This window comes from Streptomyces coelicoflavus, from assembly GCF_045041415.1.
In the GTDB taxonomy this organism is placed as follows: Bacteria; Actinomycetota; Actinomycetes; order Streptomycetales; family Streptomycetaceae; genus Streptomyces; species Streptomyces coelicoflavus.
Map to the genome: position 1 here is coordinate 875809 of NZ_CP108218.1, position 24287 is coordinate 900095.

General features: G+C 73.7%; 21 protein-coding genes. 8 read left to right on the top strand and 13 right to left on the bottom strand.

Annotated elements, in window-relative coordinates; all coding sequences use genetic code 11:
* Positions 1-17 precede the first annotated feature (17 nt).
* Complete coding sequence (locus OHA99_RS04045; protein ID WP_153176857.1) at positions 18-1487, bottom strand: amino acid permease; 1470 nt, start codon at positions 1485-1487, stop codon at positions 18-20.
* A 259-nt stretch (positions 1488-1746) separates the two neighbouring features.
* On the opposite strand from OHA99_RS04045, the gene OHA99_RS04050 reads away from it, so the two are divergent.
* Positions 1747-2469: a MerR family transcriptional regulator gene (locus OHA99_RS04050; protein WP_153176858.1), complete on the top strand. Its 723-nt coding sequence runs from the start codon at positions 1747-1749 to the stop codon at positions 2467-2469.
* A 33-nt stretch (positions 2470-2502) separates the two neighbouring features.
* On the opposite strand, the gene OHA99_RS04055 is transcribed toward OHA99_RS04050, so the two are convergent.
* From OHA99_RS04055 to OHA99_RS04065, 3 genes are all read right to left on the bottom strand, one after another.
* The gene (locus OHA99_RS04055) at positions 2503-4701 is read right to left on the bottom strand and encodes a 3-hydroxyacyl-CoA dehydrogenase NAD-binding domain-containing protein (protein ID WP_381498736.1); all 2199 of its coding nucleotides are present in this window, start codon (positions 4699-4701) and stop codon (positions 2503-2505) included.
* An 87-nt stretch (positions 4702-4788) separates the two neighbouring features.
* Positions 4789-6003, bottom strand: a complete 1215-nt coding sequence (locus OHA99_RS04060) for an acetyl-CoA C-acetyltransferase (protein ID WP_153176860.1) — start codon at positions 6001-6003, stop codon at positions 4789-4791.
* 11 nt (positions 6004-6014) lie between these two features.
* Positions 6015-7202: a CaiB/BaiF CoA transferase family protein gene (locus tag OHA99_RS04065; RefSeq protein WP_381608050.1), complete on the bottom strand. Its 1188-nt coding sequence runs from the start codon at positions 7200-7202 to the stop codon at positions 6015-6017.
* Between the two features lie 207 nt (positions 7203-7409).
* Between OHA99_RS04065 and OHA99_RS04070 the strand changes: the two genes are divergently transcribed.
* The gene (locus OHA99_RS04070; RefSeq protein WP_381608052.1) at positions 7410-8597 is read left to right on the top strand and encodes a saccharopine dehydrogenase family protein; all 1188 of its coding nucleotides are present in this window, start codon (positions 7410-7412) and stop codon (positions 8595-8597) included.
* A 43-nt stretch (positions 8598-8640) separates the two neighbouring features.
* Here the strand turns inward: OHA99_RS04070 and mmpA are convergent, their stop codons facing one another.
* Entirely contained in the window at positions 8641-8787 is a 147-nt protein-coding gene (mmpA, locus tag OHA99_RS04075) for a morphogenic membrane protein MmpA (RefSeq protein ID WP_381608053.1), read from the bottom strand.
* A gap of 168 nt (positions 8788-8955) precedes the next feature.
* Here mmpA and OHA99_RS04080 point away from each other — a divergent pair, with 168 nt between their 5' ends.
* Positions 8956-9150, top strand: coding sequence for a hypothetical protein (locus OHA99_RS04080; RefSeq protein ID WP_153176864.1), 195 nt, complete (start codon positions 8956-8958; stop codon positions 9148-9150).
* A 4-nt stretch (positions 9151-9154) separates the two neighbouring features.
* On the opposite strand, the gene OHA99_RS04085 is transcribed toward OHA99_RS04080, so the two are convergent.
* The 3 genes from OHA99_RS04085 to OHA99_RS04095 all read right to left on the bottom strand — a co-directional run bounded on the left by OHA99_RS04085 (position 9155) and on the right by OHA99_RS04095 (position 11497).
* Positions 9155-9856, bottom strand: a complete 702-nt coding sequence (locus OHA99_RS04085; protein ID WP_153176865.1) for an endonuclease V — start codon at positions 9854-9856, stop codon at positions 9155-9157.
* Positions 9857-9968: 112 nt separating this feature from the next.
* On the bottom strand, positions 9969-10298 hold the full coding sequence (locus OHA99_RS04090) for a plasmid stabilization protein (protein ID WP_153176866.1): 330 nt from the start codon (positions 10296-10298) through the stop codon (positions 9969-9971).
* Between the two features lie 83 nt (positions 10299-10381).
* Entirely contained in the window at positions 10382-11497 is a 1116-nt protein-coding gene (locus tag OHA99_RS04095) for a WD40/YVTN/BNR-like repeat-containing protein (RefSeq protein ID WP_405694104.1), read from the bottom strand.
* Positions 11498-11756: 259 nt separating this feature from the next.
* Here OHA99_RS04095 and OHA99_RS04100 point away from each other — a divergent pair, with 259 nt between their 5' ends.
* Positions 11757-12173 carry an SsgA family sporulation/cell division regulator gene (locus tag OHA99_RS04100; protein ID WP_007390087.1) on the top strand — a complete coding sequence of 139 codons (417 nt, stop codon included), beginning with the start codon at positions 11757-11759 and terminating at the stop codon, positions 12171-12173.
* Positions 12174-12204: 31 nt separating this feature from the next.
* Here the strand turns inward: OHA99_RS04100 and OHA99_RS04105 are convergent, their stop codons facing one another.
* Positions 12205-12876, bottom strand: a complete 672-nt coding sequence (locus OHA99_RS04105) for a GPP34 family phosphoprotein (protein ID WP_405694108.1) — start codon at positions 12874-12876, stop codon at positions 12205-12207.
* A 299-nt stretch (positions 12877-13175) separates the two neighbouring features.
* Between OHA99_RS04105 and OHA99_RS04110 the strand changes: the two genes are divergently transcribed.
* From OHA99_RS04110 to OHA99_RS04120, 3 genes are all read left to right on the top strand, one after another.
* Positions 13176-14810: an ABC-F family ATP-binding cassette domain-containing protein gene (locus OHA99_RS04110; RefSeq protein WP_381498732.1), complete on the top strand. Its 1635-nt coding sequence runs from the start codon at positions 13176-13178 to the stop codon at positions 14808-14810.
* Positions 14811-14963: 153 nt separating this feature from the next.
* On the top strand, positions 14964-15740 hold the full coding sequence (gene ddaH, locus OHA99_RS04115; RefSeq protein ID WP_007389047.1) for a dimethylargininase: 777 nt from the start codon (positions 14964-14966) through the stop codon (positions 15738-15740).
* A 205-nt stretch (positions 15741-15945) separates the two neighbouring features.
* Positions 15946-16920, top strand: a complete 975-nt coding sequence (locus OHA99_RS04120; protein WP_153176868.1) for an acyl-ACP desaturase — start codon at positions 15946-15948, stop codon at positions 16918-16920.
* A 70-nt stretch (positions 16921-16990) separates the two neighbouring features.
* Here OHA99_RS04120 and OHA99_RS04125 read toward each other — a convergent pair whose 3' ends face one another.
* Together OHA99_RS04125 and OHA99_RS04130 are read right to left on the bottom strand one after the other, a co-directional pair.
* Positions 16991-18169, bottom strand: a complete 1179-nt coding sequence (locus tag OHA99_RS04125) for a hypothetical protein (RefSeq protein ID WP_405694112.1) — start codon at positions 18167-18169, stop codon at positions 16991-16993.
* Positions 18170-20392: 2223 nt separating this feature from the next.
* A complete protein-coding gene (locus tag OHA99_RS04130; RefSeq protein WP_153176870.1) occupies positions 20393-20653 on the bottom strand; it encodes a WhiB family transcriptional regulator in 261 nt (86 codons plus the stop codon).
* Between the two features lie 191 nt (positions 20654-20844).
* On the opposite strand from OHA99_RS04130, the gene OHA99_RS04135 reads away from it, so the two are divergent.
* Complete coding sequence (locus tag OHA99_RS04135) at positions 20845-21630, top strand: VOC family protein (RefSeq protein ID WP_405694115.1); 786 nt, start codon at positions 20845-20847, stop codon at positions 21628-21630.
* A 312-nt stretch (positions 21631-21942) separates the two neighbouring features.
* Here the strand turns inward: OHA99_RS04135 and OHA99_RS04140 are convergent, their stop codons facing one another.
* The gene (locus tag OHA99_RS04140) at positions 21943-22989 is read right to left on the bottom strand and encodes a LacI family DNA-binding transcriptional regulator (RefSeq protein WP_153176872.1); all 1047 of its coding nucleotides are present in this window, start codon (positions 22987-22989) and stop codon (positions 21943-21945) included.
* A gap of 159 nt (positions 22990-23148) precedes the next feature.
* On the bottom strand, positions 23149-24210 hold the full coding sequence (locus OHA99_RS04145) for a multicopper oxidase domain-containing protein (RefSeq protein ID WP_153176873.1): 1062 nt from the start codon (positions 24208-24210) through the stop codon (positions 23149-23151).
* Positions 24211-24287: the final 77 nt, after the last annotated feature.

Consider the following 24287-nt stretch of genomic DNA (forward strand, 5'->3'; position numbering starts at 1 on the left):
ACAGTGGCCCCGGGCCGCTACTTCCGCAGTGCCGACGGCTCCTGCTCGGCGTTCTCCGCCACCCGGCGCCGGACGCCGAACCAGCCGGCCACCAGCAGCACGGCGATCACGGGCACCAGCAGCACGGTCTTGCGGCCGACCTCCGCGTCGTTCCACATCAGGCCGATGACCGCCAGCAGGAAGGCGATCGTGACGATCTCCGTGACGGGGCTGCCGGGCAGCCGGAAGTGCGGCCGTTCGACCAGGCCCGCACGCGCCCGGCGCACGAACACCAGGTGGCAGATCATGATGATCACCCACGTGCTGATGATGCCCAGGGAGGCGACGTTCAGGACGATCTCGAAGGCCTTGTTCGGCACCAGGTAGTTCAGCCCGACACCGAGGACGCAGACCGCGCAGGTCAGCAGGATGCCGCCGTAGGGAACCTGGCTGCGGCTCATCACGCCGGTGAACCTGGGCGCGGAGCCCGCCATCGCCATGGAGCGCAGGATGCGGCCGGTGGAGTACAGGCCGGAGTTCAGGGACGACATCGCGGCGGTGAGGACGACGAGGTTCATCACGTCACCGGCGGCCGGTACCCCGATGCCCGACAGCACCGTGACGAAGGGGCTCTCGTCGCCCGAGTAGAGCGAGCTCGGCAGCAGCAGCGCCAGGAGGACGACCGAGCCGACGTAGAACAGGGCGACCCGCCACATGATCGAGTTCACCGCGCGGGGCACGATCCTGTGCGGCTCGGCGGTCTCGCCGGCGGCGACGCCGACCAGCTCGAGGGCCGCGTAGGAGAAGATCACGCCCTGCATGACGAGGACCACCGGCATCACACCGTGCGGGAGGATGCCGCCGTGGTCGGTGATCATGCCCATGCCCGGGGTCTGCCCGCTCACCTCGTGCTGGGTGGCGAGCAGGAAGATGCCGATCAGCATGAAGCCGACGAGGGTGGCGACCTTGACGATCGCGAACCAGAACTCCATCTCGCCGAAGATCTTCACCGAGATGAGGTTCACGGCCAGGACCACGGCGAGGGCGATCAGCGCGAGCACCCATTGGGGGACGGTCGTGAACATGCTCCAGTAGTGCGTGTACAGCGCGATCGCGGTGATGTCGGCGATGCCGGTGGTCGACCAGTTCAGGAAGTACATCCAGCCGGCGACGTAGGCGCCCTTCTCGCCGAGGAACTCGCGCGCGTACGACACGAAGGATCCGGACGAGGGCCGGTAGAGCACCAGCTCACCGAGTGCCTTGACGACGAAGAAGGCGAAGACGCCGGCGACGAGGTAGGCGATGGCGAGTGCCGGTCCGGCGTCGCGCAGGCGCCCGCCGGCGCCGAGGAAGAGGCCGGTGCCGATCGCGCCGCCGATGGCGATCATGTTGACGTGACGGGCCTTGAGGTCCTTGCTGTAACCGGCGTCGCCCGCGTCCGCGGGGATGGTCCCGGTCGCCTGGGGATGGGCGGCGACCTGTGCCGTGTCGACGGCGTCCTTGCTCACGGGTGGTTCCACTCTCTGGTGCGCTCGGGCGGGGTGTGCCCGAGTCGTCCGTACGTGTGTCTCGGGCCCGCACCACCCAATGACGCGGCACAGACCAAGACGGCACCTTCCCACGACGCTGCGTGGGCATGCGGTGGTTCACGTCACACAGCGTGACTTCTCACAAGATCCACCGACGGTCCGCACCAGGCGTCCAAGAGATCTGCGAACGACTCGGGAGAGGTTTCACAGCACTGGTGGGACAGCGATACTGCTGGACATGACGACGACCGACACCGAGGAGCCGACCCTCACGATCGACGAGCTGGCCGCGCGGGCCGGCGTCACGGTGCGCACGGTCCGCTTCTACGGCACGAGGGGCCTGCTGCCGCCACCGGTGCTCGGGCCGCGCCGCGTGGGTCACTACGGCCGGGAGCACGTGGCCCGGCTGGCACTGATCGAGGAGTTGCAGCACCAGGGCATGACGCTGGCCGCCATCGAGCGGTACCTGAACCGGCTGCCGGCGGACCTGAGCCCGCACGACCTGGCCCTGCACCGCGCGGTGGTGGCCTCCTGGGCGCCTCAGACGGTGGAGCGCGTCACGCGCGAGGAGCTGGGCCGTCGGGCGGGCCGGCCGCTGACCGACGAGGAGGTGGACCGCCTGACGGCGATGGACGTCGTCGTCAGGGACGCGGACGACCCGGCCGGTGACACCTACCGGGTCGACGCCGGGCTGCTGCGGCTCGGCGTCGAACTGCTCGACGTGCCCTTCTCGCCCGACACGGTCCTCGCGGCCCGCACGGCCCTGCTCGAGCACTCCCGCGCCGCCGCGCGCGACCTGTCGCGGCTGCTGCGCGACGCGGTGGCCGAGCGGGACGCGCCGGACGTGCGCTCCCTGTCGGCGCACATGCACCCGCTGGTGGTGCAGGCGCTGCTGACCACCTTCCAGCGGTCGCTGCGCGAGGAGCTGCGGGAGTGGCTGGACGGGGGCGGCGAGGACTGAGGCGTGGCCCCGGTCCCCGCCGCGGGCGCCGCCTCAGCGTCCGTCGCTGAAGACCTCCCCGTTCTCGGCCTTCCGCACGAGCAGCGCGGGCGGGGTGAAGCGGTCGCCGTAGCGGTCGGCCAGTTCACGGGCGCGGGCCACGAAGCCGGGCAGCCCTGCACCTGCCCCGGCGTAGCCGTCGTATCCGTTGATGTACTGAAGGATGCCGCCGGTCCAGCCGGGGAAGCCGATGCCGAAGATCGAGCCGATGTTGGCGTCGGCGACGGAGGTCAGGACGCCTTCCTCCAGGAGCTTGACGGTGTCGAGCGCCTCCGAGAAGAGCATGCGCTCCTGCATGTCCCGGAACGGGATCTCGTGTCCCGGCTTGGTGAAGTGCTCGCGCAGACCCGGCCAGAGTCCGGCCCGCCTGCCGTCCTCGCCGTACTCGTAGAACCCGGCGCCGCCCGAGCGCCCGGGGCGGCCGAACTCGTCGACCATGCGGTCGACGACGGTCTCCGCGGGGTGCGCGGTCCAGGTGCCGCCCGCCTCCTCCACGGCGCGCCTGGTCTCCTCGCGGATCCTGCGCGGGAGGGTGAGGGTCAGCTCGTCCATCAGGGAGAGCACCTTGGCCGGGTAGCCCGCCTGGGCCGCGGCCTGCTCCACGGAGGCGGGCTCGATGCCCTCCCCCACCATGGCGACGCCCTCGTTGATGAAGTGACCGATGACCCGGGAGGTGAAGAAGCCCCGCGAGTCGTTGACGACGATCGGCGTCTTCTTGATCTGCCGGACCAGGTCGAAGGCCCGCGCCAGCGCCTCCTCCCCCGTCCGCTCCCCCTTGATGATCTCCACCAGCGGCATCTTGTCCACGGGTGAGAAGAAGTGCAGCCCGATGAAGTCGCCCTGCCGCTCGACGCCCTCGGCCAGCGCGGTGATGGGCAGTGTGGAGGTGTTGGAGCACAGCAGCGCGTCCGGGGCGACGACGTGCTCGATCTCCTGGAACACCTTGTGCTTGAGCGAGGTGTCCTCGAACACCGCCTCGATCACCGCGTCGCAGCCGGCGAGGTCTCCCGCCTCGGCGGTCGGTGTGATCCGCGCGAGCAGCGCGTCGGCCTTCTCCTGGCTCGTACGGCCCTTCGCCACGGCCTTCGCGCACAGCTTCTCGGAGTACGCCTTGCCCTTGAGCGCCGACTCCAGCGAGACGTCCTTCAGTACGACGTCGATGCCCGCGCGGGCGCACGCGTAGGCGATGCCCGCGCCCATCATGCCCGCGCCCAGCACGGCGGCCCTGGTGACCTTGCGGGGCTCGACGCCCTTGGGGCGGTTGGCGCCGGAGTTGACGGCCTGGAGGTCGAAGAAGAACGCCTGGATCATGTTCTTCGAGGTCTGACCGGCGGCCAGCTCGACGAAGTAGCGGGCCTCGATGACCTGGGCGGTCTCGAAGTCGACCTGGGAGCCCTCGACGGCGGCGGCCATGATGTTGCGCGGTGCCGGGTAGGGGGCGCCGTTCGTCTGCTTGCGCAGGTTGGCGGGGAAGGCGGGCAGGTTGGCCGCGAACTTCGGGTGGGCCGGGGTGCCGCCGGGGATGCGGTAGCCGGGCCGGTCCCAGGGCTGGGCGGACTCCGGGTGGGCGTCGATGAAGGCGCGGGCCCTGGCGAGCATGTCCTCGGGGCTGTCGGCGACCTCGTCGACCAGACCGTTCTCCTGGGCGCGGCGCGGGTTGTACTGGGTGCCCTGGAGGAGGACCTTCAGCAGGGCGTCGGTGATGCCGAGCATCCGGACGGTGCGGACGACGCCGCCGCCTCCGGGGAGCAGGCCGAGGGTGACCTCGGGGCAGCCGATCTTGGAGCCGGGCGCGTCGAGGGCGACGCGGTGGTGGCAGGCGAGCGCGATCTCGTAGCCGCCGCCGAGGGCCGCGCCGTTCAGGGCGGCGACGACGGGCTTGCCGAGGGTCTCGATGCGGCGCAGGTTCCGCTTGATGGCCATGCCGCCGTCGAAGAGGTCCTGGGCGGTCTCGGGGGTGACGCGGATGAGGTCGCGCAGGTCGCCGCCGGCGAAGAAGGTCTTCTTGGCGGAGGTGACGATGATGCCGCGGATGGCGTCCTTCTCGGCCTCCAGGCGGTCGGTGACCGCCGCCAGGGAGTCGCGGAACGCCTGGTTCATGGTGTTCGCGGACTGGTCGGGGTCGTCGAGGACGAGGGTGACGACGCCGGTGTCGTCCTGCTCCCAGCGGATGGTGGTGGGCTCGGTGCTCATGAGGTGTGCTCCAGGTGGTCCGTCGTGGCCGTCGCAGCCGTCGTGGCCGTGGCAGCCGTCGTGGCCGTCGTATCCGTCGGGAGGGGGTCAGATGCGCTCGACGATGGTGGCGATGCCCATGCCGCCGCCCACGCACAGGGTGGCGAGGCCGTAGCGCTTGTCCTGGCGCTCGAGTTCGTCGACGAGGGTGCCGAGGATCATCGCGCCGGTGGCGCCGAGCGGGTGACCGAGCGCGATGGCGCCGCCGTTGACGTTGACCTTGTCCAGCGACAGGCCCATGTCCTTCGCGAACCGCAGGACGACCGCCGCGAAGGCCTCGTTGATCTCGACGAGGTCGATGTCGTCGATGGTCAGCCCCGCCTTGGCGAGGGCCTTGCGGGTGGCCGGGGCGGGTCCGGTGAGCATGATGGTGGGCTCGGAACCGGAGACGGCGGCGGAGACGATCCGGGCGCGCGGGCGCAGGCCGTAGCGGTCGCCGACGTCCTTCGAGCCGATGGCGACCAGGGAGGCGCCGTCGACGATGCCGGAGGAGTTGCCCGCGTGGTGGACGTGGTCGATCTTCTCCACCCAGTGGTACTTCTGAAGCGCCACGGCGTCGAACCCGCCCAGTTCGCCGATGTCGGCGAAGGAGGGCTTGAGCTTGCCCAGCGAGTCGGCGGTGGTGCCGGGGCGCGGGTGCTCGTCGTGGTCGAGGACGGTGAGACCGGCGCGGTCCTTCACCGGGACGACGGAGCGCTCGAAGCGGCCCTCCTTCCAGGCGGTCGCCGCGCGCTCCTGGGAGAGGGCCGCGTACTCGTCGACGTCGCGGCGGGAGAAGCCCTCGATGGTGGCGATCAGGTCGGCGCCGATGCCCTGCGGGACGAAGTTGGTGGCGAGGTTGGTCATCGGGTCGTTGAACCAGGCGCCGCCGTCCGAGGCCATCGGGACGCGGGACATGGACTCGACGCCGCCCGCGAGGACCAGGTCCTCCCAGCCGGAGCGCACCTTCATGGCGGCCATGTTGACGGCCTCGAGGCCCGAGGCGCAGAAGCGGTTCTCCTGGACGCCGGCCACCGTGTCCGGCAGTCCGGCGGCGATCGCGGCGATGCGGGCGATGTCCGAGCCCTGGTCGCCGACCGGGCCGACGACGCCGAGCACGATGTCGTCCACGGCGGCCGGGTCCAGGCCGGGGAACCGGGCGCGGATCTCGTGGATGAGGCCCACGACCAGGTCGACGGGCTTCGTGCCGTGCAGGGCGCCGTTCGCCTTGCCGCGTCCGCGCGGGGTGCGGATCGCGTCGTACACGTACGCTTCGGTGCTCACTGGCAGGCCTTTCACTGAGGGTTGTGCACTGCGGGGTTCGGGAGGGATGCCGGGGACCGGCCCGGCTCGCGGGGCAGGTCCCAGTCCCGGGTCACGGACTCGGCGCCGTCGCCGGGCAGGGCGGGCCCGGTGCGTACGGCGGTGGGGGTCGCGGAGAAGCGGGGCGCGGGCGCCGGCTGGGTGAGGCCGTCGTGGTCGGTGAAGGTGGAGCGGGCGGCGAGGTGCGGGTGGTGCGGGGCCTCGCGCAGCGACAGGACGGGCGCCGTGCAGGCGTCGGAGTCGGTGAAGACGGCCGTCCACGCGTCGCGGGTACGGGTCTTGAACCGGGCGGCCACGGCCGCGCGCAGCTCGGGCCAGCGGGACATGTCGTCGCGGGCGGGTGCCAGGTCGGGGAGGCCGAGCAGCCGCATGAACTCGGCGTAGAACCGCGGCTCCAGGGCTCCGACCGCCATGTGGCGGCCGTCGGCGGTCTCGTAGGTGCCGTAGAAGGGGCAGCCGCCGTCGAGGAGGTTGGCGCCGCGCCGGTCCTGCCAGCTTCCGGCGGCGAGCATGCCGTGGATCATCGCCGAGAGGTGGGCGGTGCCGTCGACGATCGCGGCGTCCACGACCTGCCCCGTGCCACTCGCGCGCGCGTGGTGCAGGGCGGCGAGGATGCCGACGACCAGGTAGAGGGAGCCGCCCGCGTAGTCGCCGAGGAGGTTGGCGGGGACCGCCGGGGGTTCGCCGGGGGCGCCGATCATGCCGAGGGTGCCGGTCAGCGCGATGTACCCGATGTCGTGCCCGGCACGCTGGGCGAGCGGGCCCTGTTGGCCCCAGCCGGTCATACGGCCGTAGACGAGGCGCGGGTTGCGGGCGTGGCAGTCACCGGGTCCGACGCCGAGCCGTTCGGCGACGCCGGGGCGGTAGCCCTCGATCAGGACGTCGGCGCGTTCGGCGAGGTCGAGGACGCGGGCCGGTCCGTCCGGTGCCTTGAGGTCGACGACCACGGAGCGCTTGTTGCGGTTGGTGACGTCGCGGGCGGGGTCGATGCCGAGGCCCGGTCCGCCGGGGCGGTCGACGCGGACGACGTCGGCGCCCAGGTCGGCCAGGAGCATGGCGGCGAAGGGCCCGGGGCCGATCCCGGCCAGTTCGACCACGCGCACACCGGAGAGCGGGCCCTCTGCGCCCGGCTCCCGCGTCGTCGTCTTCGCTTCCGGCATCCGGCCCCCAGCTCTGTGACACAACCGATGTAACACCAGTGATGCTAAGAACGTGTTCCACTGGGCACAAGACCCGGGCGAGCAAGCGCTTAGCCCATTATGGTGCAGGCTCCTCGCCGGGCCGCGCGATCCTCACGCTAGCCTCAGCCACCGGCAACGGCGCGTGCTGCGGACCCAAGGGTTGCCGACGGGTGACGGAGGTATGTCATGAGCAGGCTGAAGACGGCCGACCGGCCGTACGATCTCGTGCTGTTCGGGGCGACGGGGTTCGTCGGCGAACTGACGGCGGAGTACCTGGCCGCGCACGCGCCGGACGGACTGCGCTGGGCGATCGCCGGACGCAGCGAGGAGAAGCTGCGCCGCCTGCGCGACCGGCTGACCGGTGCGGCCTCCGCCCCGAAGGTCGGCGTGCTGGTCGCGGACGTGTCCGATCCCGGCTCCCTGCGCGAACTCGCCGGGCACGCGCGCGTGGTGGCCACGACGGTCGGCCCCTACATCCGCTACGGCGACGCGCTGGTCGCCGCCTGCGCGGACGCGGGCACGGACTACCTCGACCTCACCGGGGAGCCCGAGTTCGTGGACCTGACGTACGTCCGCCACGACGCCCGCGCGCGGGAGACCGGCGCGCGGCTGGTGCACGCCTGCGGCTTCGACTCCGTCCCGCACGACCTCGGTGTGTACTTCACCGTGCGGCAGCTGCCCGAGGGCGTGCCGCTGAGCGTGGACGGCTTCGTGACCGTCAGCGCCACGTTCTCGGGCGGGACGTTCGCCTCCGCGCTGGGGCAGTTCGCGCGCGGCCGCGCGCTGCGGGCCGCCGCGGTGGAGCGCCGTCGGCACGAGCCCCGCCTGGTGGGCCGCCGCGTGGTGACGCCGACGGGGGCGCCGCGGTTCGCCGGGGAGGTGGGGGCGTGGGCGCTGCCGCTGCCGACCGTCGACGCGCAGGTCGTGCGCCGGTCCGCGAAGGCCCTGGACCGCTACGGCCCGGACTTCCGCTACCGCCACTACGCGGCCGTGCGGCGGCTGCCCGTCGCGGTGGGCGGGGTGGCGGCCGTGGGCGCGCTGGTGGCGGCGGCCCAGGTGCCGCCCGCGCGGCGCCGGCTGTCCGCGCGGCTCGCGCCGGGCCGGGGGCCGAGCGCCGAGCGGCGGGCGAGGAGCTGGTTCTCGGTCCGCTTCGTGGGCGAGGGCGGCGGCCGGAAGGTGTTCACCGAGGTCTCGGGCGGCGACCCCGGGTACGACGAGACGGCCAAGATGTTCGCCGAGGCGGCGCTGTGTCTCGCCCTCGATCCCCTTCCGCCGGTGGCGGGGCAGGTCACGACGGCGGTGGCGATGGGCGACGCGCTGACCGGGCGGCTGCGGGCGGCCGGCATCGGGTTCCGGGTGGCCGCGACCCGCTGACGGGCCGCCCCGGCGGGGGTTGCGGCGGTCCGGCGGCCGTGACCTACCCGGACCACCCGGCGATCGTGTAGATCATCCCGCCGATCCAGGCCAGCGCCGCGCCCACCGCCGGCGCCAGCGCGGCGACCACAGCTCGCTCCACGGGCCGTCCGGGCTCTGTCCGGTGCTGGGGTGCGCGGTGTGTCGTCATGCCGCCCACCCTGCCGGGGCCGCGAACGGCGGAACATCCGTCCGGATACTCAGATCCGCCTGAGCGCTCAAAACAGCCGATTTGAGACTTTCCCGCACTCTCCCCGGTACAGACGGCACCAACGCGCCGCCAAGTGCCAAAAAGGAGTTCAATGAAACCCTTGAAGGCATGAAGTTCCTTCTCGAAGTCACCATGGACGAGGGCGCTCTCACCGAGGACCCCGCGGGCGAACTGGCGCGGATCCTGCGGTACTGGGGCGGCAACCTGAAGCACTACGACATGCGGCCCGGCGACGGTTCGGAGATCTACGACTCGGCGTACCGGGAGGTGGGCCGCTGGACCGTCGAGGATCAGGCCGGGTAGGGGATCAGGCCGGGTGGACGGCCGCCCGCAGGGCCGCGCGGCACAGTGAGTCGGCCCTGCGGGTGGTCTCCGGCAGCCGGTGGGCGGGCGCCAGGGCCAGTGTGTGGGCGCAGGCGTTGGAGAGGCTCACCCGGTGCCCGACGGAGACGAAGACCGGCTTCACGCCGTCGCGGGTACGCAGCGCACGGCCGACCTCCTCCGCACCGGCGAGCAGCGGGGACGTACTGCCGCGCGGGGCGTCCGGGTCGTCGTGGGTGAAGGTGAAGGGGTTCTTGGCCACGCCGATCGTGGGCAGGCCGGTGAGCACGCCCAGGTGGCTCGCGAGGCCGAAGCGGCGCGGGTGGGCCAGACCGTACCCGTCGCACACGACCAGACCGGGCGGGCAGGGCAGCGCCTCCAGGGCGGCGCGCACGGTCGGGATCTCCCGGAAGGCCAGCAGACCGGGCACGTAGGGGAAGGAGATCCGCCCGACGGCCGTGGCCTCGGCGACGACGTCGAGGGTCGCGGCGTCCAGCACGACGGCCGCCGCCGCGACGACGTCCCGTTCGTCGTCGTAGGCGACGTCCACTCCGGTCACCCGGCCGGTGCCGGGCGGCGGACCGGGCTCGTCGAGCACCACGCGTGCGCGCAGTTCGTCCTGGACGGCACGGGCCCGCTCCTCGGTCGTGGGCCAGTCGGCGGGGATCTGCACGGTCACGGTCGTCATGGTGGCGTCAAGCCTACGACGGGCCCCCGGGGAGCCCGCGCCGGGTTCGTCACCACAAAGACGGCACCCGCGCCGGAGCGCTTCCGGGAGAGGCCGGCCCGTCAGCCGCGGCTCACTTGCCCAGCGCCTTGCGCAGCTCCCCTTTGTTCATGCTCGAACGGCCGTGGACGTCACGCCGCTTGGCCTCCTGGTACAGCTGGTCGTAGGTGGGCCCCTGGGGTCCCTGGCGGTTCCCGGACCGCTGGCCGCCGCGCTTGCTCGGCGACTTGTCCTGTGTCGACGTGCGGCTGGCGGTCTTCGACTCGCCGGACTGCGCGCGCTCCTTGTTCACCGTCCGCGCGGCGATCTCCTCGGCGCGGCCGGTGCTCTCGCCGCGGTCCTCGGCGCTCTTCTTGATGTGCTCGTACTGCCGCTCCCGTTTGGAGTTCGAACCGCTCGGCATGTCCGCTCACTTCCTCTCGCGTACGGCTCACGTACAGCGAACGGTTACCCACGTTACGGACAAACACCCCGACCCGCCCGGTGTCAGCGCTCCAGACGGGCGACCCGGCCCTGCTCGCCCGCGGCCCAACAGCCCAGGTCCGGGGTGCAGTCCACGGTGTCGTAGGACCCGGTGTCGACGGTGCGCCAGGTGCGGCCGCCGTCGGTGGTGAGGTCGGTGCCGGTGGGGCCGACGGCGAGGGCGGCGGTGCGGCTGTGCGGGAGCCAGGCGACGCCGGAGCGGTAGGCGGGCGGCGGGCGGTCGGCGGGGTGCCAGGTGCGGCCGGCGTCGGTGGTCCGGGCGGCGGCTCGCGGCGAGGCCTGACCGGGGCGGTAGTCGCCGCCGACGGCGAGGCCGTGGGCGCGGTCGCGGAAGGCGAGGGCGAAGACGCCGCGGGCGGGGTCGCCGGCCGGGACCGGGGCGTCGGTGGCCGTCCAGGTGAGCCCGCGGTCGGCGGAGTGCAGCACGCGCGCGTGTGCGGCCCCGCCGGTGGCCAGCCACACGTCCCTCGGCCCGGCGGAGACCAGGCACTGGCCACTGGCCGCGAACCCGGCCTCCCCCGCCTGCGCGGCCGGCATCCCGGCGTCGGGCAGCACCTGCCACGAGCGGCCGCCGTCACTGGTCGACAGGATGCGGAACTTCCCGTCCACCGGGTCGCTCATGGCGAGGCCGTGCCGGCGGTCGAAGAAGGTGAGGCAGTCGTAGAAGGCCCGTGCGTCGGTGTTGCGGAAGGACTCGGTCCAGGTCGCCCCGCCGTCTTCGGTGCGATACACCCGGGACGCCTCGCCCTCGCCGATGGACAGGGCCACGGCCCGGCGGGCGTCGAAGGCCTCGACGTCCCGGAACTCCAGGTCGCCGGCGCCCGGCGGGGAGACGTCGCGCCAGGTGCGGCCGCCGTCGGTGGTACGCAGGACGGTGCCCCGGGTGCCGGCCACCCAGGCGGTGTGCCGGCTGACGGCGGCGAGCCCCCGGAACCGGACGTCGGACACCCCGGTGTCCTTCACGTCCCACCGCGGTCGCTGGTGCGCCTGGGCGGGCACGGCCGTCAGCGCGGCCAGCGCCGCCGCGCAGACCGCCGCCGCGAGCGCCGCCCGCCCCGTACGCCTGCCGCCGGTTCGGCCGGACCGTACCCTGCGTCGCGTGCTTCCCAAGCGCCTCATGGCGGGCGAAGCTAGCCCACCGCCCGGGCGCCGTCCAGAGGGCGTCGCCCCGCATCCGTGCGCCACGCGCGCGTGGCGCCCGGGTGCCGCAAGTGCCCTTCGGGGCACGCGGGGAGAGCCGCGTCACTCCCGCGCATGAACGCGGTGACAGAGGTCACTCGCTCCTCGTGTGCACGGATGGGCTGATTCCGACGTCTCTTCCAGTGCCCGGCCCGCACCACCCCCGAAGCCCGTCCAGCCGTCACGAGGGAGCAAGGCGTTGTCCACCGTCATCGATCAGCCCGTCGAGGCGCGTCTCGTCGCCGCCGCGCCGCGTATGCCGAGCATCCCCGCCACCCTGCACTACGACCGCAGTGACCCGTTCGCCGTCCGCATGACCTTCCCCGCCCCGGCCACCCTCGAGGGCGTGGAGGTCTGCTGGACCTTCTCCCGGGAGCTGCTCATCGCCGGGATGCGGGAGCCGAACGGGCACGGCGACGTCCGGGTGCGTCCCTACGGGTACGACCGCACCGTCCTGGAGTTCCACGCGCCCGAGGGGACCGCCGTGATCCACGTGCGCTCGGGCGAGTTGCGCCGGTTCCTGCACGCCGCCGGCGAGCTGGTGCCGGTGGGTCTGGAGCATCTCCAGCTGGACCTGGACCACGATCTCGCGGAGCTGATGCGCGGAAGCTGCTGACCACCGCGCCGGGTTCCGCGTCGGCGGACGCTCAGCCGCCCGCCGGCGCCGACGTCCGCGCGGTCTCGTCGCTCACCGCGCCCCACACCTCGCCCACGATCTTCCGCATGCCGGGCGCCGCGCTGCCGCACCGTCCGGTCAGCTCCGCGATCCGGTCCCGGCCGTGGGCTCCGCTCCCCGCGCCCTCCGGGACGCCCAGTCCGGCGGCGGCCGCCAGCACGGCCGTGGCAGCGTCCCGCTCGGACAGCCGGCCGGCCGGCAGCGTCCCCTCCAGGACGTGCCGCGCCTCCTCCCGCAACGCCCGCGCCACGGCGACGCGCTCGAGCACGTAGTCCACCGACGGGAACACGCCGAGCACCCGCTTCCTCTCCGCACGCACGTACCCCTCGGCCACGAGCTGCTCCCGCGCGGCCTCGTAGGTGACCCGGGCGTACAGCCGCACCCAGGTGCGCCACCGGTGCGGCATCGACTCGCGGACGAGCTCCAGGAGGCCGTCGAGGACGGCGTCGCCGGTGCGGGAGTCCAGGTCGGCAGGCGTCACGATGCCTGCGTCGTCGGTGAGCAGACCGCGCCGGGCCAGTTCGGTGAGGGCGCCGGCGCGCACCAGGTGGTGGACCCGGGCGGTGTCGGCGGCCGTGGTCCGTGCGGGGTCCCAGGCCAGCAGGCAGAGCCGGGCCGGCAGTGACAGCGAGCCGTTGGGCACGGGGCCTCCTCGGGGTCCGCGTAAATGCGTTGACAGGCCGATCGGTCTCTTTTAGCTTCGATACCGCTTTTGTTGCCGCCGATTGGAGAAGGACGTTGCTCGTCTGAGGTCCTGAGACACCGCCTCACACGTATCTCACGTGTGGGCGCCGCGTGCGACCTCGGCGTTCGAGCCGTCCGTGCCTCCTTGCGGAGCAGGGCTTCTTTCGTGCCCTCCCCTCGTCCGACGGTGGCCGCCCGCTTCCGGTGTCTCGATACGCGTTTGCCCCTGACCGCTTCGAGCAACCGCGGAGACCCCGTATGTCTACTTCCCCCACATCCCTCGCCTGTACGTCCCTGTCCTTCGCCTGGCCCGACGGCACCGCCGTCTTCGACGGCCTCGACGTCGCCTTCGGCCCCGGCAGGACCGGCCTCGTCGGCGTCAACGGAGCCGGGAAGTCCACCCTGTTGAAGCTGATCGCCGGACGGCTCACCCCTGCCGCGGGCACCGTCCGGGTGACCGGCGAGGTGGGCTACCTGCCGCAGAACGTCACGCTCGACACCGCGCTGCGGGTCGACGAGGCGCTCGGCATCGCCGGGCCGCGGGCCGCGCTGCACGCCATCGAGGCGGGCGACGCGAGCGAGGAGCACTTCGAATCCGTCGGCGACGACTGGGACGTCGAGGAACGCGCACTGGCCGCGCTCGGCGAGCTGGGGCTCGGCCACCTGGGGCTCGACCGCACCGTCGGCGAGGTCTCGGGGGGCGAGTCGGTGCTGCTGCGCCTGGCCGCGCTGCTGCTGAGCCGGCCGGACGTCCTGCTCCTGGACGAGCCCACCAACAACCTCGACGTGTACGCGCGCCGGCGGCTGTACGCGGCCGTGCGGTCCTGGCCGGGCGTGCTGGTCGTGGTCAGCCACGACCGCGAGCTGCTGGAACTGGTCGACCAGATCGCCGATCTGCGTTCCGGCTCGGTCACCTGGTACGGCGGAAACCTGTCGGCGTACGAGGAGGCGCTGGCCGTGGAGCAGGAGGCGGCCGAGCGGATGGTGCGGGTCGCCGAGTCCGATCTGCGCAAGCAGAAGCGCGAACTGGCCGACGCCCAGGTCGTCCTGGCCCGGCGCAAACGCTACGGACAGAAGATGTACGACACCAAGCGCGAACCCCGGGCGGTCATGAAGCTGCGTGCCCGCACGGCGCAGCAGTCGGCCGGCAAGTACCGCATCATGCACGAGGAGAAGCTGGCCGAGGCGAAGGAACGGCTCGACGACGCGGTGGAGGCCGTGCGGGACGACGACGAGATCCGCGTCGACCTGCCGTACACGGCCGTACCGCCGGGCCGGACCGTGCTCACCCTGCGGGACCTCGAGCTGGCCCACGGCGCCCGCGTGGAGGGCGGCTTCGATCTGCACGGCCCCGAGCGGATCGCGCTGCTCGGACGCAACGGCGCGGGCAAGACCACGCTGCTGCGCACCATCGCCGGGGAGCTGGACCCGGTGGCGGGCGAGGCGACGGCGCACGTGCCGCTGCGGTTCCTGCCGCAACGCCTGGACGTCCTCGACGGGGAGCTGAGCGTCGCCGAGAACGTGGCCCGGTTCGCACCGGGCGCCACCAACAACCGGGTCCGGGCGCGGCTGGCGCGCTTCCTGTTCCGGGGCGCCCGCGCCGACCAGCAGGCGTCGACCCTGTCCGGCGGCGAACGCTTCCGGGCGGCGCTGGCCGCGCTGATGCTGGCCGACCCCGCGCCGCAGCTGCTGATGCTGGACGAGCCGACGAACAACCTGGACATGGCGAGCGTACGGCAGCTCACGACGGCGCTGGAGTCCTACGAGGGGGCACTGATCGTGGCCGGCCACGACCTGCCGTTCCTGGAGTCGCTCGGCATCACCCGCTGGCTGCTGTTCGAGGAGGGAGAACTGAGGGAGACCACCCCGGAATCCGTCGGACGTCCCGCCTAGCGCCCCCGAGCGTCTCAGGAGGGCCACGAGGGGCTGCCGGGGGTTCCGCCGGGCCGGGTCCCCGCTGCATGATGGCGAACCGGCGCCGCGCAAGGGGCGCCGGTCCCCCGGCCACGATCCGCGCCGTGTGCGCGCCGATGCGAAAGGTTCCGCGTGCCCAGCAAGAAGGCTCTCGTCCGCCGTCCCGGTCCCCGGCTCGCCGAAGGGCTGGTGACGCACATCGAGCGGGAGAAGGTCGATCACGGTCTCGCCGTCGAGCAGTGGGACGCCTACGTCGAGGCCCTGGGAGCGCACGGCTGGGAGACGCTGGAGGTGGATCCGGCCGACGACTGCCCGGACTCGGTGTTCGTCGAGGACACGGTCGTCATGTACCGCAACGTCGCGCTCATCACGCGGCCCGGCGCCGAGTCCCGGCGCGCGGAGACGGCCGGGGTCGAGGAGGCCGTGGCCCGGCTCGGCTGCTCGGTCAACTGGGTGTGGGAGCCGGGCACGCTGGACGGCGGCGACGTGCTGAAGATCGGCGACACGATCTACGTGGGCCGCGGCGGGAGGACCAACGCGGCCGGTGTCCAGCAGCTGCGGGAGGCGTTCGAGCCGCTCGGCGCGCGGGTCGTCGCCGTGCCCGTGAGCAAGGTGCTGCACCTGAAGTCGGCGGTCACTGCGCTGCCGGACGGGACGGTGATCGGGCACATCCCGATGACGGACGTGCCGTCGCTGTTCCCCCGTTTCCTGCCGGTGCCGGAGGAGTCCGGGGCGCACGTGGTGCTGCTCGGCGGCGGCAGGCTGCTGATGGCGGCGAGCGCGCCGAAGACGGCGGAGCTGCTCGCCGACCTCGGTCACGAGCCGGTGCTCGTCGACATCGGGGAGTTCGAGAAGCTGGAGGGCTGTGTGACGTGCCTCTCGGTCCGGCTGCGGGAGCTGTACGTCTGAGCACGGCGCGGAGCACTGTTCCCCGGCCCGGACCTGCGGATCTCGGGGCCTTGCCGAACCCCGCCGGACGGCTGCTGATCAGCGACCTTTACAGTGCGTTTAACCTACGCCCTCGTAACCTACGGTTTCGTAGCCTACGATCCCGTAGGTTCCCGGCACCGCTCGCCGGCTGCTCCGCACTGTCGCACGTCCCCTGGAGTTCTCCGTGACGATCGTCTCCCCGCACCTCGGCACCTCCGCCGACTGGACCGACGCCCGGCTGCTGTACGCGCTGGAGGAAGTGGTCGAGAAGGAGCTCAACCGGCATCTGAAGGTCGCCAAGGACTGGATGCCGCACGAGTACGTGCCGTGGAGCGACGCGCGGAACTTCCCCGGCATCTTCGAGGACGGCGAGGCCTGGGAGAAGGGGCAGTCGAAGGTCACCGAGATCGGCCGGATCGCCCTGGTGGTGAACCTGCTGACGGAGGACAACCTCCCCAGCTACCACCACGAGATCGCCAGCCTCTTCGGCCGCGACGGCGCCTGGGGCACCTGGGTGCACCGCTGGACCGCGGAGGAGGGCCGGCACGGCATCGTGATGCGCGACTACCTGCTCGCCTCGCGCGCGGTCGACCCGGACCAGCTGGAGCAGTTCCGCATGGCCCACATGAGTGAGGGCTTCGAGTCGGACAACCGGCACTCGATGCTGCACTCGGTGGCGTACGTGGCCTTCCAGGAGCTGGCCACCCGCATCTCGCACCGCAACACGGGCCACCAGTCCGGCGACCCGGCCTGCGACCGCATGCTGGCCCGCATCGCGACCGACGAGAACCTGCACATGGTCTTCTACCGGAACCTGCTCAAGGCCGCCTTCGAGCTGGCCCCCGACCTGACGATGCAGGCGGTCCGGGACGTCGTGGTCAACTTCCGGATGCCGGGGCACGGCATGCCCGGCTTCGAGCGGGCCGCCGCGCAGATGGCGATCGGCGAGGTCTACAACCTGCGCATCCACCACGACGACGTGATCCAGCCCGTGCTGCGCTTCCTGAAGATCATGGAGATCGACGGCCTCGGCCCCGAGGGGCAGCAGGCGCAGGACGAGCTCGGGCTGTACATGGGCGGGCTGGACGCCGAGGCCGCCAAGTTCGACGAGAAGCTGGCGGCGCGCAAGGCACGGATGGCGGCCCGCGCGGCGCACTGACCGAGCCCGGTCCCCTCGCACCCTCCGCATCCGGCCCCCGCACGCCCCTCCCGGCGCGCGGGGGCCGGCCTCATTCGTGGACCGTCGTCTCCTCCAGTGCCGCGTCGCGTACGTCGGGGACGGGGTGGCGGCGCAGGGTGCGCAGCAGTGCGCGCCAGGGCGCGGGCCAGTCCTCGCGTTCGCCGAGCGCGCCGGTGACGGCGACGGCCAGGAGTCCCTGGGCGTGGCCGCCGTGCCCGGCCAGCTCCCCGGCCTCGGCGAGCAGCACCGCGGCGTCGCCGGCCGACTGCCGGCTCCGCAGGCGGTTACCGACCTCACCGGCGATCCGCACGGCGAGTGCAGGGCGGTCGGTGCCGACCAGGGCGGCCACCCGGTCCAGGCGGGGCGGTACGGCAGTCAGGTCGACGTGGCCGGCCGCGAGCACGGCCGCCTGCGCCGCGTGGGCGTCGTACCCCGCGAGCAGTTCGGCGGCGGCCCGGGCGGCCGGGCGGACGGCCTCCCCGGGACGGAAGCCGTGCGCCCCGAGACCGACGGCGAGGTACTCGACGCGCTGCCGGGCCGGCCGGTCCCGCCGCTCCCCCGCGTCGTCGTCCTCGCCGGCGTCCGTCGCGGCCAGCGTGCGCAGGGTGTCCAGCAGGGCGGAGAGTCCCTCCGGAGCGCTCGACGCGGCGCTGATCAGCGCGTTCGCCGCCGCGTGCCAGGTTCCGCGGTTCGTGAGGTCCGTGACGGTCCCGGCCAGGGTCCGGGCGCCCTCGGCCGACCACGGGGCCCACAGGCCCAGGGCGTGGAAGGCGAGGAGCGCGGTGGCGCGGTCGTCGGTGCCGGCGACCTCGCACACCAGGCGGGCGTACCGGCCGCGACGGTCCTCGGGCAGGTCCTGCGGCACGGCCCGCAGCAGGGCGGCCCGCAGCACCGGAGCACCACCCGCGGCGTCGTGCAGCAGGTCCCAGGCCTCCTCCCGGGCGAGCAGCCCGGTCGTGCGGGCGACACAGGCGGCGCGTACGTCGCGGTGGGTCCCCGGGCGGGCGTAGACCTCGGTGATCAGGGCCGCCGCGTCCGGCACCGGGAGGCGGACCGCGGCGAGCCGGACCGCTTCCTTGCGGCTGGTCACCTTGGCGTCCGGGGCCTCCAGTACGTCCCGCAGGGCGCCCGCGAGCCGGGACGGGCGCGCCTGCCGGGACGCCTGGCCGACCGCGTACACGGCGACGCGGGCCCGGTCGCCGCCGGCGTGTGCCAGCAGCTCGGGCACCGCCTCGGCGGCCCGGTCGGTGCGGGCCAGTGCGGCGAGCGCGGCCTCGGCGAGGACGACGGCCGGCGATCCGGTCCAGCGGCGTACGAGGCCGGCGCCCTCCCCCGGGCACGGCGGCGGCCTGCGTGACGGCGTTCGCGCGGGCGTGCAGGGGCAGTCCGGCGTCGGCGGCCAGGGTGGCGCACTGCCGGAGCAGCGCGGCCTGCTGGCGCGGCACCCACCGGCTCACCTCGTGCGCGGTCACGGGCACGGACCAGGGAGTGCCCTTGGTCAGGAAGCGGCCGTAGGGCGGAGCCTCGGCGAGCAGCGGGTCGAGCAGGTCGGTGCGGCGCCGGACGACCACCTCGCGCACCGGCGCCAGCGCGGCCGCCGAGGGTTCGCGGGCGAGGACGCGGGCCACGCGTTCGTCGCGGGTGGCGGAGGGTTCGAGCCACAGGCCGATCGCGGTGCGCGCGGTGGTGTCGTTGCCGTGGCGGACGGCCTGCCACAGCAGGTCCTGGAGTTCGGCCATGCCGGCGGCGCGCCGGCCCACCGCGCGGGTCAGCGCGAAGGCGAGGCCGTAGTCGGCCTTCTCGGCGCCCGCCTCGATCCACGGGCGCAGCGCCTCGTACACCTGGTGCTCCTGGCCGCGCCGCAGGGTGCGGTCGAGGCGGCCGAGGTCGGCGCCGCCGGTGGTGCCGGATATCCGGACGAGGGTGCGCAGCGCCCAGTTCACCAGCGTGCGCGTGCCGCCCGCCGCGTGCTCGCCCAGCACGGCCAGGGCCAGTTCGCCGAGGGCCCGGCGGGTCTGGGGCGAGGAGTCGCGGGCCTCGACGGCGTCGGTGGCGAGGCGGGCCAGGTGGGGTGCGGCCTCCTCGGTGAACAGCGCGGCCGGGATGCCGTGCGCCGCCCGGAGCGCGGTGCTCCGCACCGGGTCCTGCTCGTTGCGCAGCCGCGCCATGTCCTCCAGTACGGCGGTGACGGCGGCCGGGTCGCCGGAGCGTGCGGCGTTGCCGGTCAGCAGGAGCCAGGCACGGGCGCGGTCGTCGGCGTCCGGGCGCCGGGTGGCGGCCAGCAGGCGGTCGTGGACCTCGGCCACGGGGAGGAAGGACTCGGCGAGGAGGACCGTGTTCTCGTGCGCGCCCGCCTCCCGTGCGCGTGCGGCGGCCTCCCGGGCCTCGTGCGCGGCGTGGCGGCGCGGCAGCACTTCGAGGAGCGCCTGGTCGACGCCGGTGGCGCCGGTCCCCCGTCCTTCGCGCACTGCCGTCCACAGGGCGTGGCGCCGGGCGGGCGGGAGTGCCTTCAGCAGCTGCGGCAGGTCGCCGAAGGGGAGCAGGGACCTGGCGTAGGCGTGGAGTTCGGGCGAGTCGGTGCGGGTCAGCCGGTACAGCGCCGTGCGTCCCAGCCCGCGGACGCCGACGGCACAGGTCCAGGCGGGCGTGGTCAGGAGGCGCAGCACGCGCCGCGGGTCGGCGCCGGCGAACGCGGGGAGGTGACCGCGCAGTTCGTGCGGCAGGCGGCTCGGTCCCCGCTCCTCCAGCAGCCGCAGGACCCGCGCGGGTTCGGCGGGCGCGAGCGCGGCCACCGCGGGCGCGTACCGGCTCCACCAGGAGTCGCGCAGGGCTTCGGGCCGCGCGGCCAGCTCCGTCTCCAGCGCGTCGAACAGGGTCGTGCGGTGCCGCCCGGCGAGCGCGTTCCAGGACTGGACGGCGTGCAGGAGGCCGGGCAGCAGACGGGCGACCGTCGGCGCGGTGCAGCCGGGCAGCAGACGGGTCGCCTCGGTGTCGCCCCAGTCGCGGCGCACTCCGTCGACCAGCCGGTCGGCGAGGCCGGGGCGTCCGCCGCCGGCGACGGAACGCAGCAGACCCCGGCGGACCGCCTCGGGGGCGTCGGCGAGGCCCGCCTCGAAGGCGGCGTCGGGCACGCCCAGCGTGCCGGCCATCCGCAGGGCGTGGCCGCGCACGTACGGGTCGGGGTCGGCGATCCGGTCCGCGATCCACTCGGTGTCGCGGACGGCGGACGCGGCGACGACGGCGAGCCGGCGTCCGCACGCTCCGTGCCGCTCCAGCTCGGCGAGCAGCGGCCGCGGATCCGCCGACCGGCGCGTGCGCGCCACGAGTTCCCGCATGCGCTGCGGGTGGGCGAGCGGATCGAGGGCGTGCAGCAGGCTCTCGGCCTCGTGCTGTGCGGCGGGTCGGGGCATGCCGGGGATTCTGCCCGGTGCGGCGGGTGCGGCACAGCGAATTACCGGTGGCCCGCTCCGGTTGCGGTGCGCCGCAGGGCCAGCCGCTCCTTCTCCGACAGCCCGCCCCACACGCCGAAGCGCTCGTCGTTGCTGATGGCGAACTCCAGGCAGGCCGAGCGGATCGGGCACAGGGCGCAGATGCGCTTCGCGTCCCGTACGGAGCTGCCGGGCTCGGGGAAGAAGAAGTCGCCGCCGGTCTGCGCGCACAACGCCTGCTCCTGCCAGCTGAGGTCGGGCGTCGCGATGGTCTCGATGTGCATGGGCAGCAGCGTGCCGGGAGGCGAAAAACGTTCGATCAACACGTCATCAACGCCGGGCGTCCGGCACCCGCAGCCGATCAGATCGTCCTCCGTCGCGCACGGCGGCACACGGCGGCGCGCGGAAGCGATTGTCAGTGGTCGGTGGAAGACTCGTCAGTGCAGGCAACGGGACCCTTCCGAGGAGGGCGATCATGCTCACCACCCGTTTCGTCACCGGCGCTCCGAACTGGCTCGACGTCGGCACCCCCGACCTCGACGGCGCCACGTCCTTCTACAACGGCCTCTTCGGCTGGCGGTTCCGGTCGGCGGGACCGGAGGCCGGGGGTTACGGCTTCTTCGAGCTGGACGGCCGGATCGTGGCCGGCGGCATGGAGACGACCGAGGAGCAGGGCCCGCCGTCCTGGACGGTGTACTTCCAGGCCCCGGACGCCCGGGCCGCCGCCAAGGCCTCCGAGCAGGCACACGGCGGCGTCGTCGTGCAGCCGGCGGAGGTCATGGACCAGGGCACCGTGGCGATCCTCAGCGACCGGGCCGGGGTGCCGTTCGGCATCTGGCAGCCGGGGCAGCGCGCCGGTCTGGACGCGGCCGGCGAGACCGGCGCGCTGTGCTGGGTGGAGCTGCACACGGCGGACATCGCGGCCGCCGCCGCGTACTACCGGGCGGTGCTGGGCCTGGAGACCTCCGCCGTCTCCTTCCCCGGCGGCTCCTACACCTGCGTCAATCCGGCCGGAGAGGGCGAGGAGGCGATGTTCGGCGGCGTCGTCCCGCTCACCGAGGACCCGGCCGGCACGCACGCCGGGTGGCTGCCGTACATCGCGGTCGACGACGCGGACGCCGTGGTCGCGCGGACCACGGAGCTGGGCGGCTCGGTGGGCGTGCCCGCGACGGACATCCCGGGCGTCGGCCGCGTGGCACGGCTCGCCGACCCGTACGGCGCCCGGTTCGCGGTGCTCAAGCCGGCGCCGCGCCAGGGGTAGGGGGCGAGGGCACGCCTGGCGGGGGCACGCCTGGTGGGGGCGCGTCCGACGGGGTGCGTCGCGTCCGACGTGCGCGCTCACGTCGCGGCCCGGCACGCGCGACCGGCTCACGCTGTGGCGGCGCCGGCCGCAGGGAGCGGGGCACGCCCGGCGGGGGCGCCCCGACGCGCGCTCACGTCGCGGCCCGGCACCAGGGTCCGGGTACCGGCGTGTCGCGCTCTCGTGCCCGCGGGACGGTGCCCGGCTCGCGCGCGGGCGTTCCCCGCGTCCGAGCCGGGAGTGCGGCCCGGGCGACGCGGGCGCGCGACCGGCTCACGCCGTGGCGCGGCGCACGAGGGTGGTCGGCAGGATCACACCGGGCGCGGTGGCGGTCGGGGTCCGGGGGGCGTCGTCGACCGTCACGCCGTCCAGGCCGCGCAGCAGCAGGCGGGCCATCAGCCGGCCCATGCCCTCGATGTCCTGGCGGACGGTGGTCAGCGGCGGGTCGGTCTCCTCGGCGACGGGCAGCATGTCGTCGAAGCCCACTACGGCCACGTCGTCCGGCACCCGCCGCCCGCGTTCGCGCAGCACCCGCAGGGCGCCCGCCGCGGTGAGGTCGTTGGCCGCGAACACCGCGTCCAGGCCGGGGCACCGGTCGAGCAGTTCCCGCATCGCCCGCTCCCCGCCGCCCGAGGTGAAGTCGCCCGGCGCGACGAGCCCCGGGTCGGCGTCGGGCCGGACCTCGCGGAAGCCCGCCAGCCGGTCGGCCGCGGAGGTCTGGTCGAGCGGGCCGGTGATGTGGGCGACGCGGGTACGGCCGAGCCCGGCCAGGTGCCGGACGGCCGAACGGGCGCCGCCGCGGTTGTCGCTGTCCACGTAGACCACCTCGCCCCGTCCGTCCTCCCAGTCGGGGCGCCCGCCGAACACGGTCGGCAGGCCGGCGCCGCGGACCAGGCCGGGCAGCGGGTCGTCGAGGTGCAGGGAGAAGACGAGGGCGCCGTCGACGTGCCCGCCGGCCAGGTAGCGGCCGACCCGGGCGTGGTCCTCGCGGCCCTCGGTGAGCAGCAGCACGAGCTGGTTGTCGTGGGCCGTCAGTTCCTTGCTGATGCCGCGCAGTTGCTGGGCGAAGTAGGGGTCGGCGAAGACCCGTGTCTCCGGTTCGGCGGCGACGACGGCGACGGCCCGGTGGCGCCGGGTCACCAGGGAGCGGGCGGCCTGGTTGGGCACGTATCCGAGTTCCTCCACGGCACGCCTGACCCGCTCGGCCAGCGCGTCCCGCACCCCGTGGGCGCCGTTGACCACGCGGGACACGGTGGCCCGCGAGACCCCGGCGCGCTCGGCCACGGCCTCGAGCGTGGGGCGCGGCGCGGTCTCGGTCACGGGCGGCTCCTCCTCGGCGGCTGCGGCTCAGGATAGCGGCAGGCCGCGGCGCGGGAGGGAGCTCTCTCGGGGTGGGAAACGTGCTGGTGCGGTGGTCGGCTCGGGCGGGTGTGCGGCGGGCCGGCCCGTCGGTGACGCGATCGGCCGGCCGGCGTCGGCTCAGTGCTCGTGCACGTGGTCGTGTGCGGGTGCCTCGTCCGCGGGTGCCTCGCCCCCCGTCGCCCCGCTCTTCGTGGCCGTCCCGCTCTTCGTGGCCGTCCCGCCGTGGTCGTGCGGCTCGTACCCGGGGATCGTGCCGTCCGGCTTCTTCACCAGGAACAGGCCCACCATCCCCATGTCGGAGTGGCTCTGCACGTGGCAGTGGTACATCCACGCCCCGGCGCCCACCCCCTCCCCGGCGACGATCTGGAAGCCGAAGGAGTCCGCCGGGCCGGTGATCTTGTTGTCGATGACGCGGGAGGGGTCGTCGGGCCCGGTGAGGATGCCGGTGCGGTTGTCCGCCCAGCGGTGACCGTGCATGTGGAAGGTGTGGTAGTACTCGCCGTGCGTGATCATGACGATCTCGACCCGGTCGCCCACGGTGGCCTCGAAGTCGGGACCGGTGTGCGGGGCGCGGTTGTTGATGGTCATGTCGTTGAAGACGATGGTGTGCGTGGCGTCCGGCAGCACGTCGCCCTTGCGGCGCACGATCACCGGCCCGTACAGGCCCTTGCGGATGCCGCCGGTGCCGTGTTCGGTGCCGACCACGTGGTCGTGGTAGTGCCAGTAGCCCGCGCTGCCCGGCCGCCAGGTGCCGTCGCTGCGGCGTCCCGGTGTGTGGGTGCGCCAGGTGTAGGTGCGGGTGCCGCCGGGCTCGACGTCGCTCTTGTTCATCGCGGTGCCGTCGCTGGAGATCTCGTAGTCCAGGCCGTGGACGTGCAGACTGGCCCGCACGTCCATGGTGTTGGTGAACTCGATGTGCAGCGTGTCGCCCTCGTTCAGCTCGATCAGCGGGCCCGGGACGGAGGCCTTGCCCTTCTCGAAGCCGTAGCCCATCTGCCCGTCGGGCAGCTTCTCGGCGTACATCTTGATGTGTCTCACCTCGCCCCCGGCCGGCGCCGTCCTCGCGGTGATCCCCTTGGCCGCGGGCGGTGCGCCCACGGCCTCCGGGGCGATGGACAACGATGTCGCGGCGGCCGCGCCGCCCAGCAGTACCCGTCGATTGAAGCCTCGCCTGTCCATGCCCAACTCCCCACGCCGATACGGAATGTGCGCGCACCCAGGACCTGATTGGCTGTGACGAACCTGTGGGACCGTAC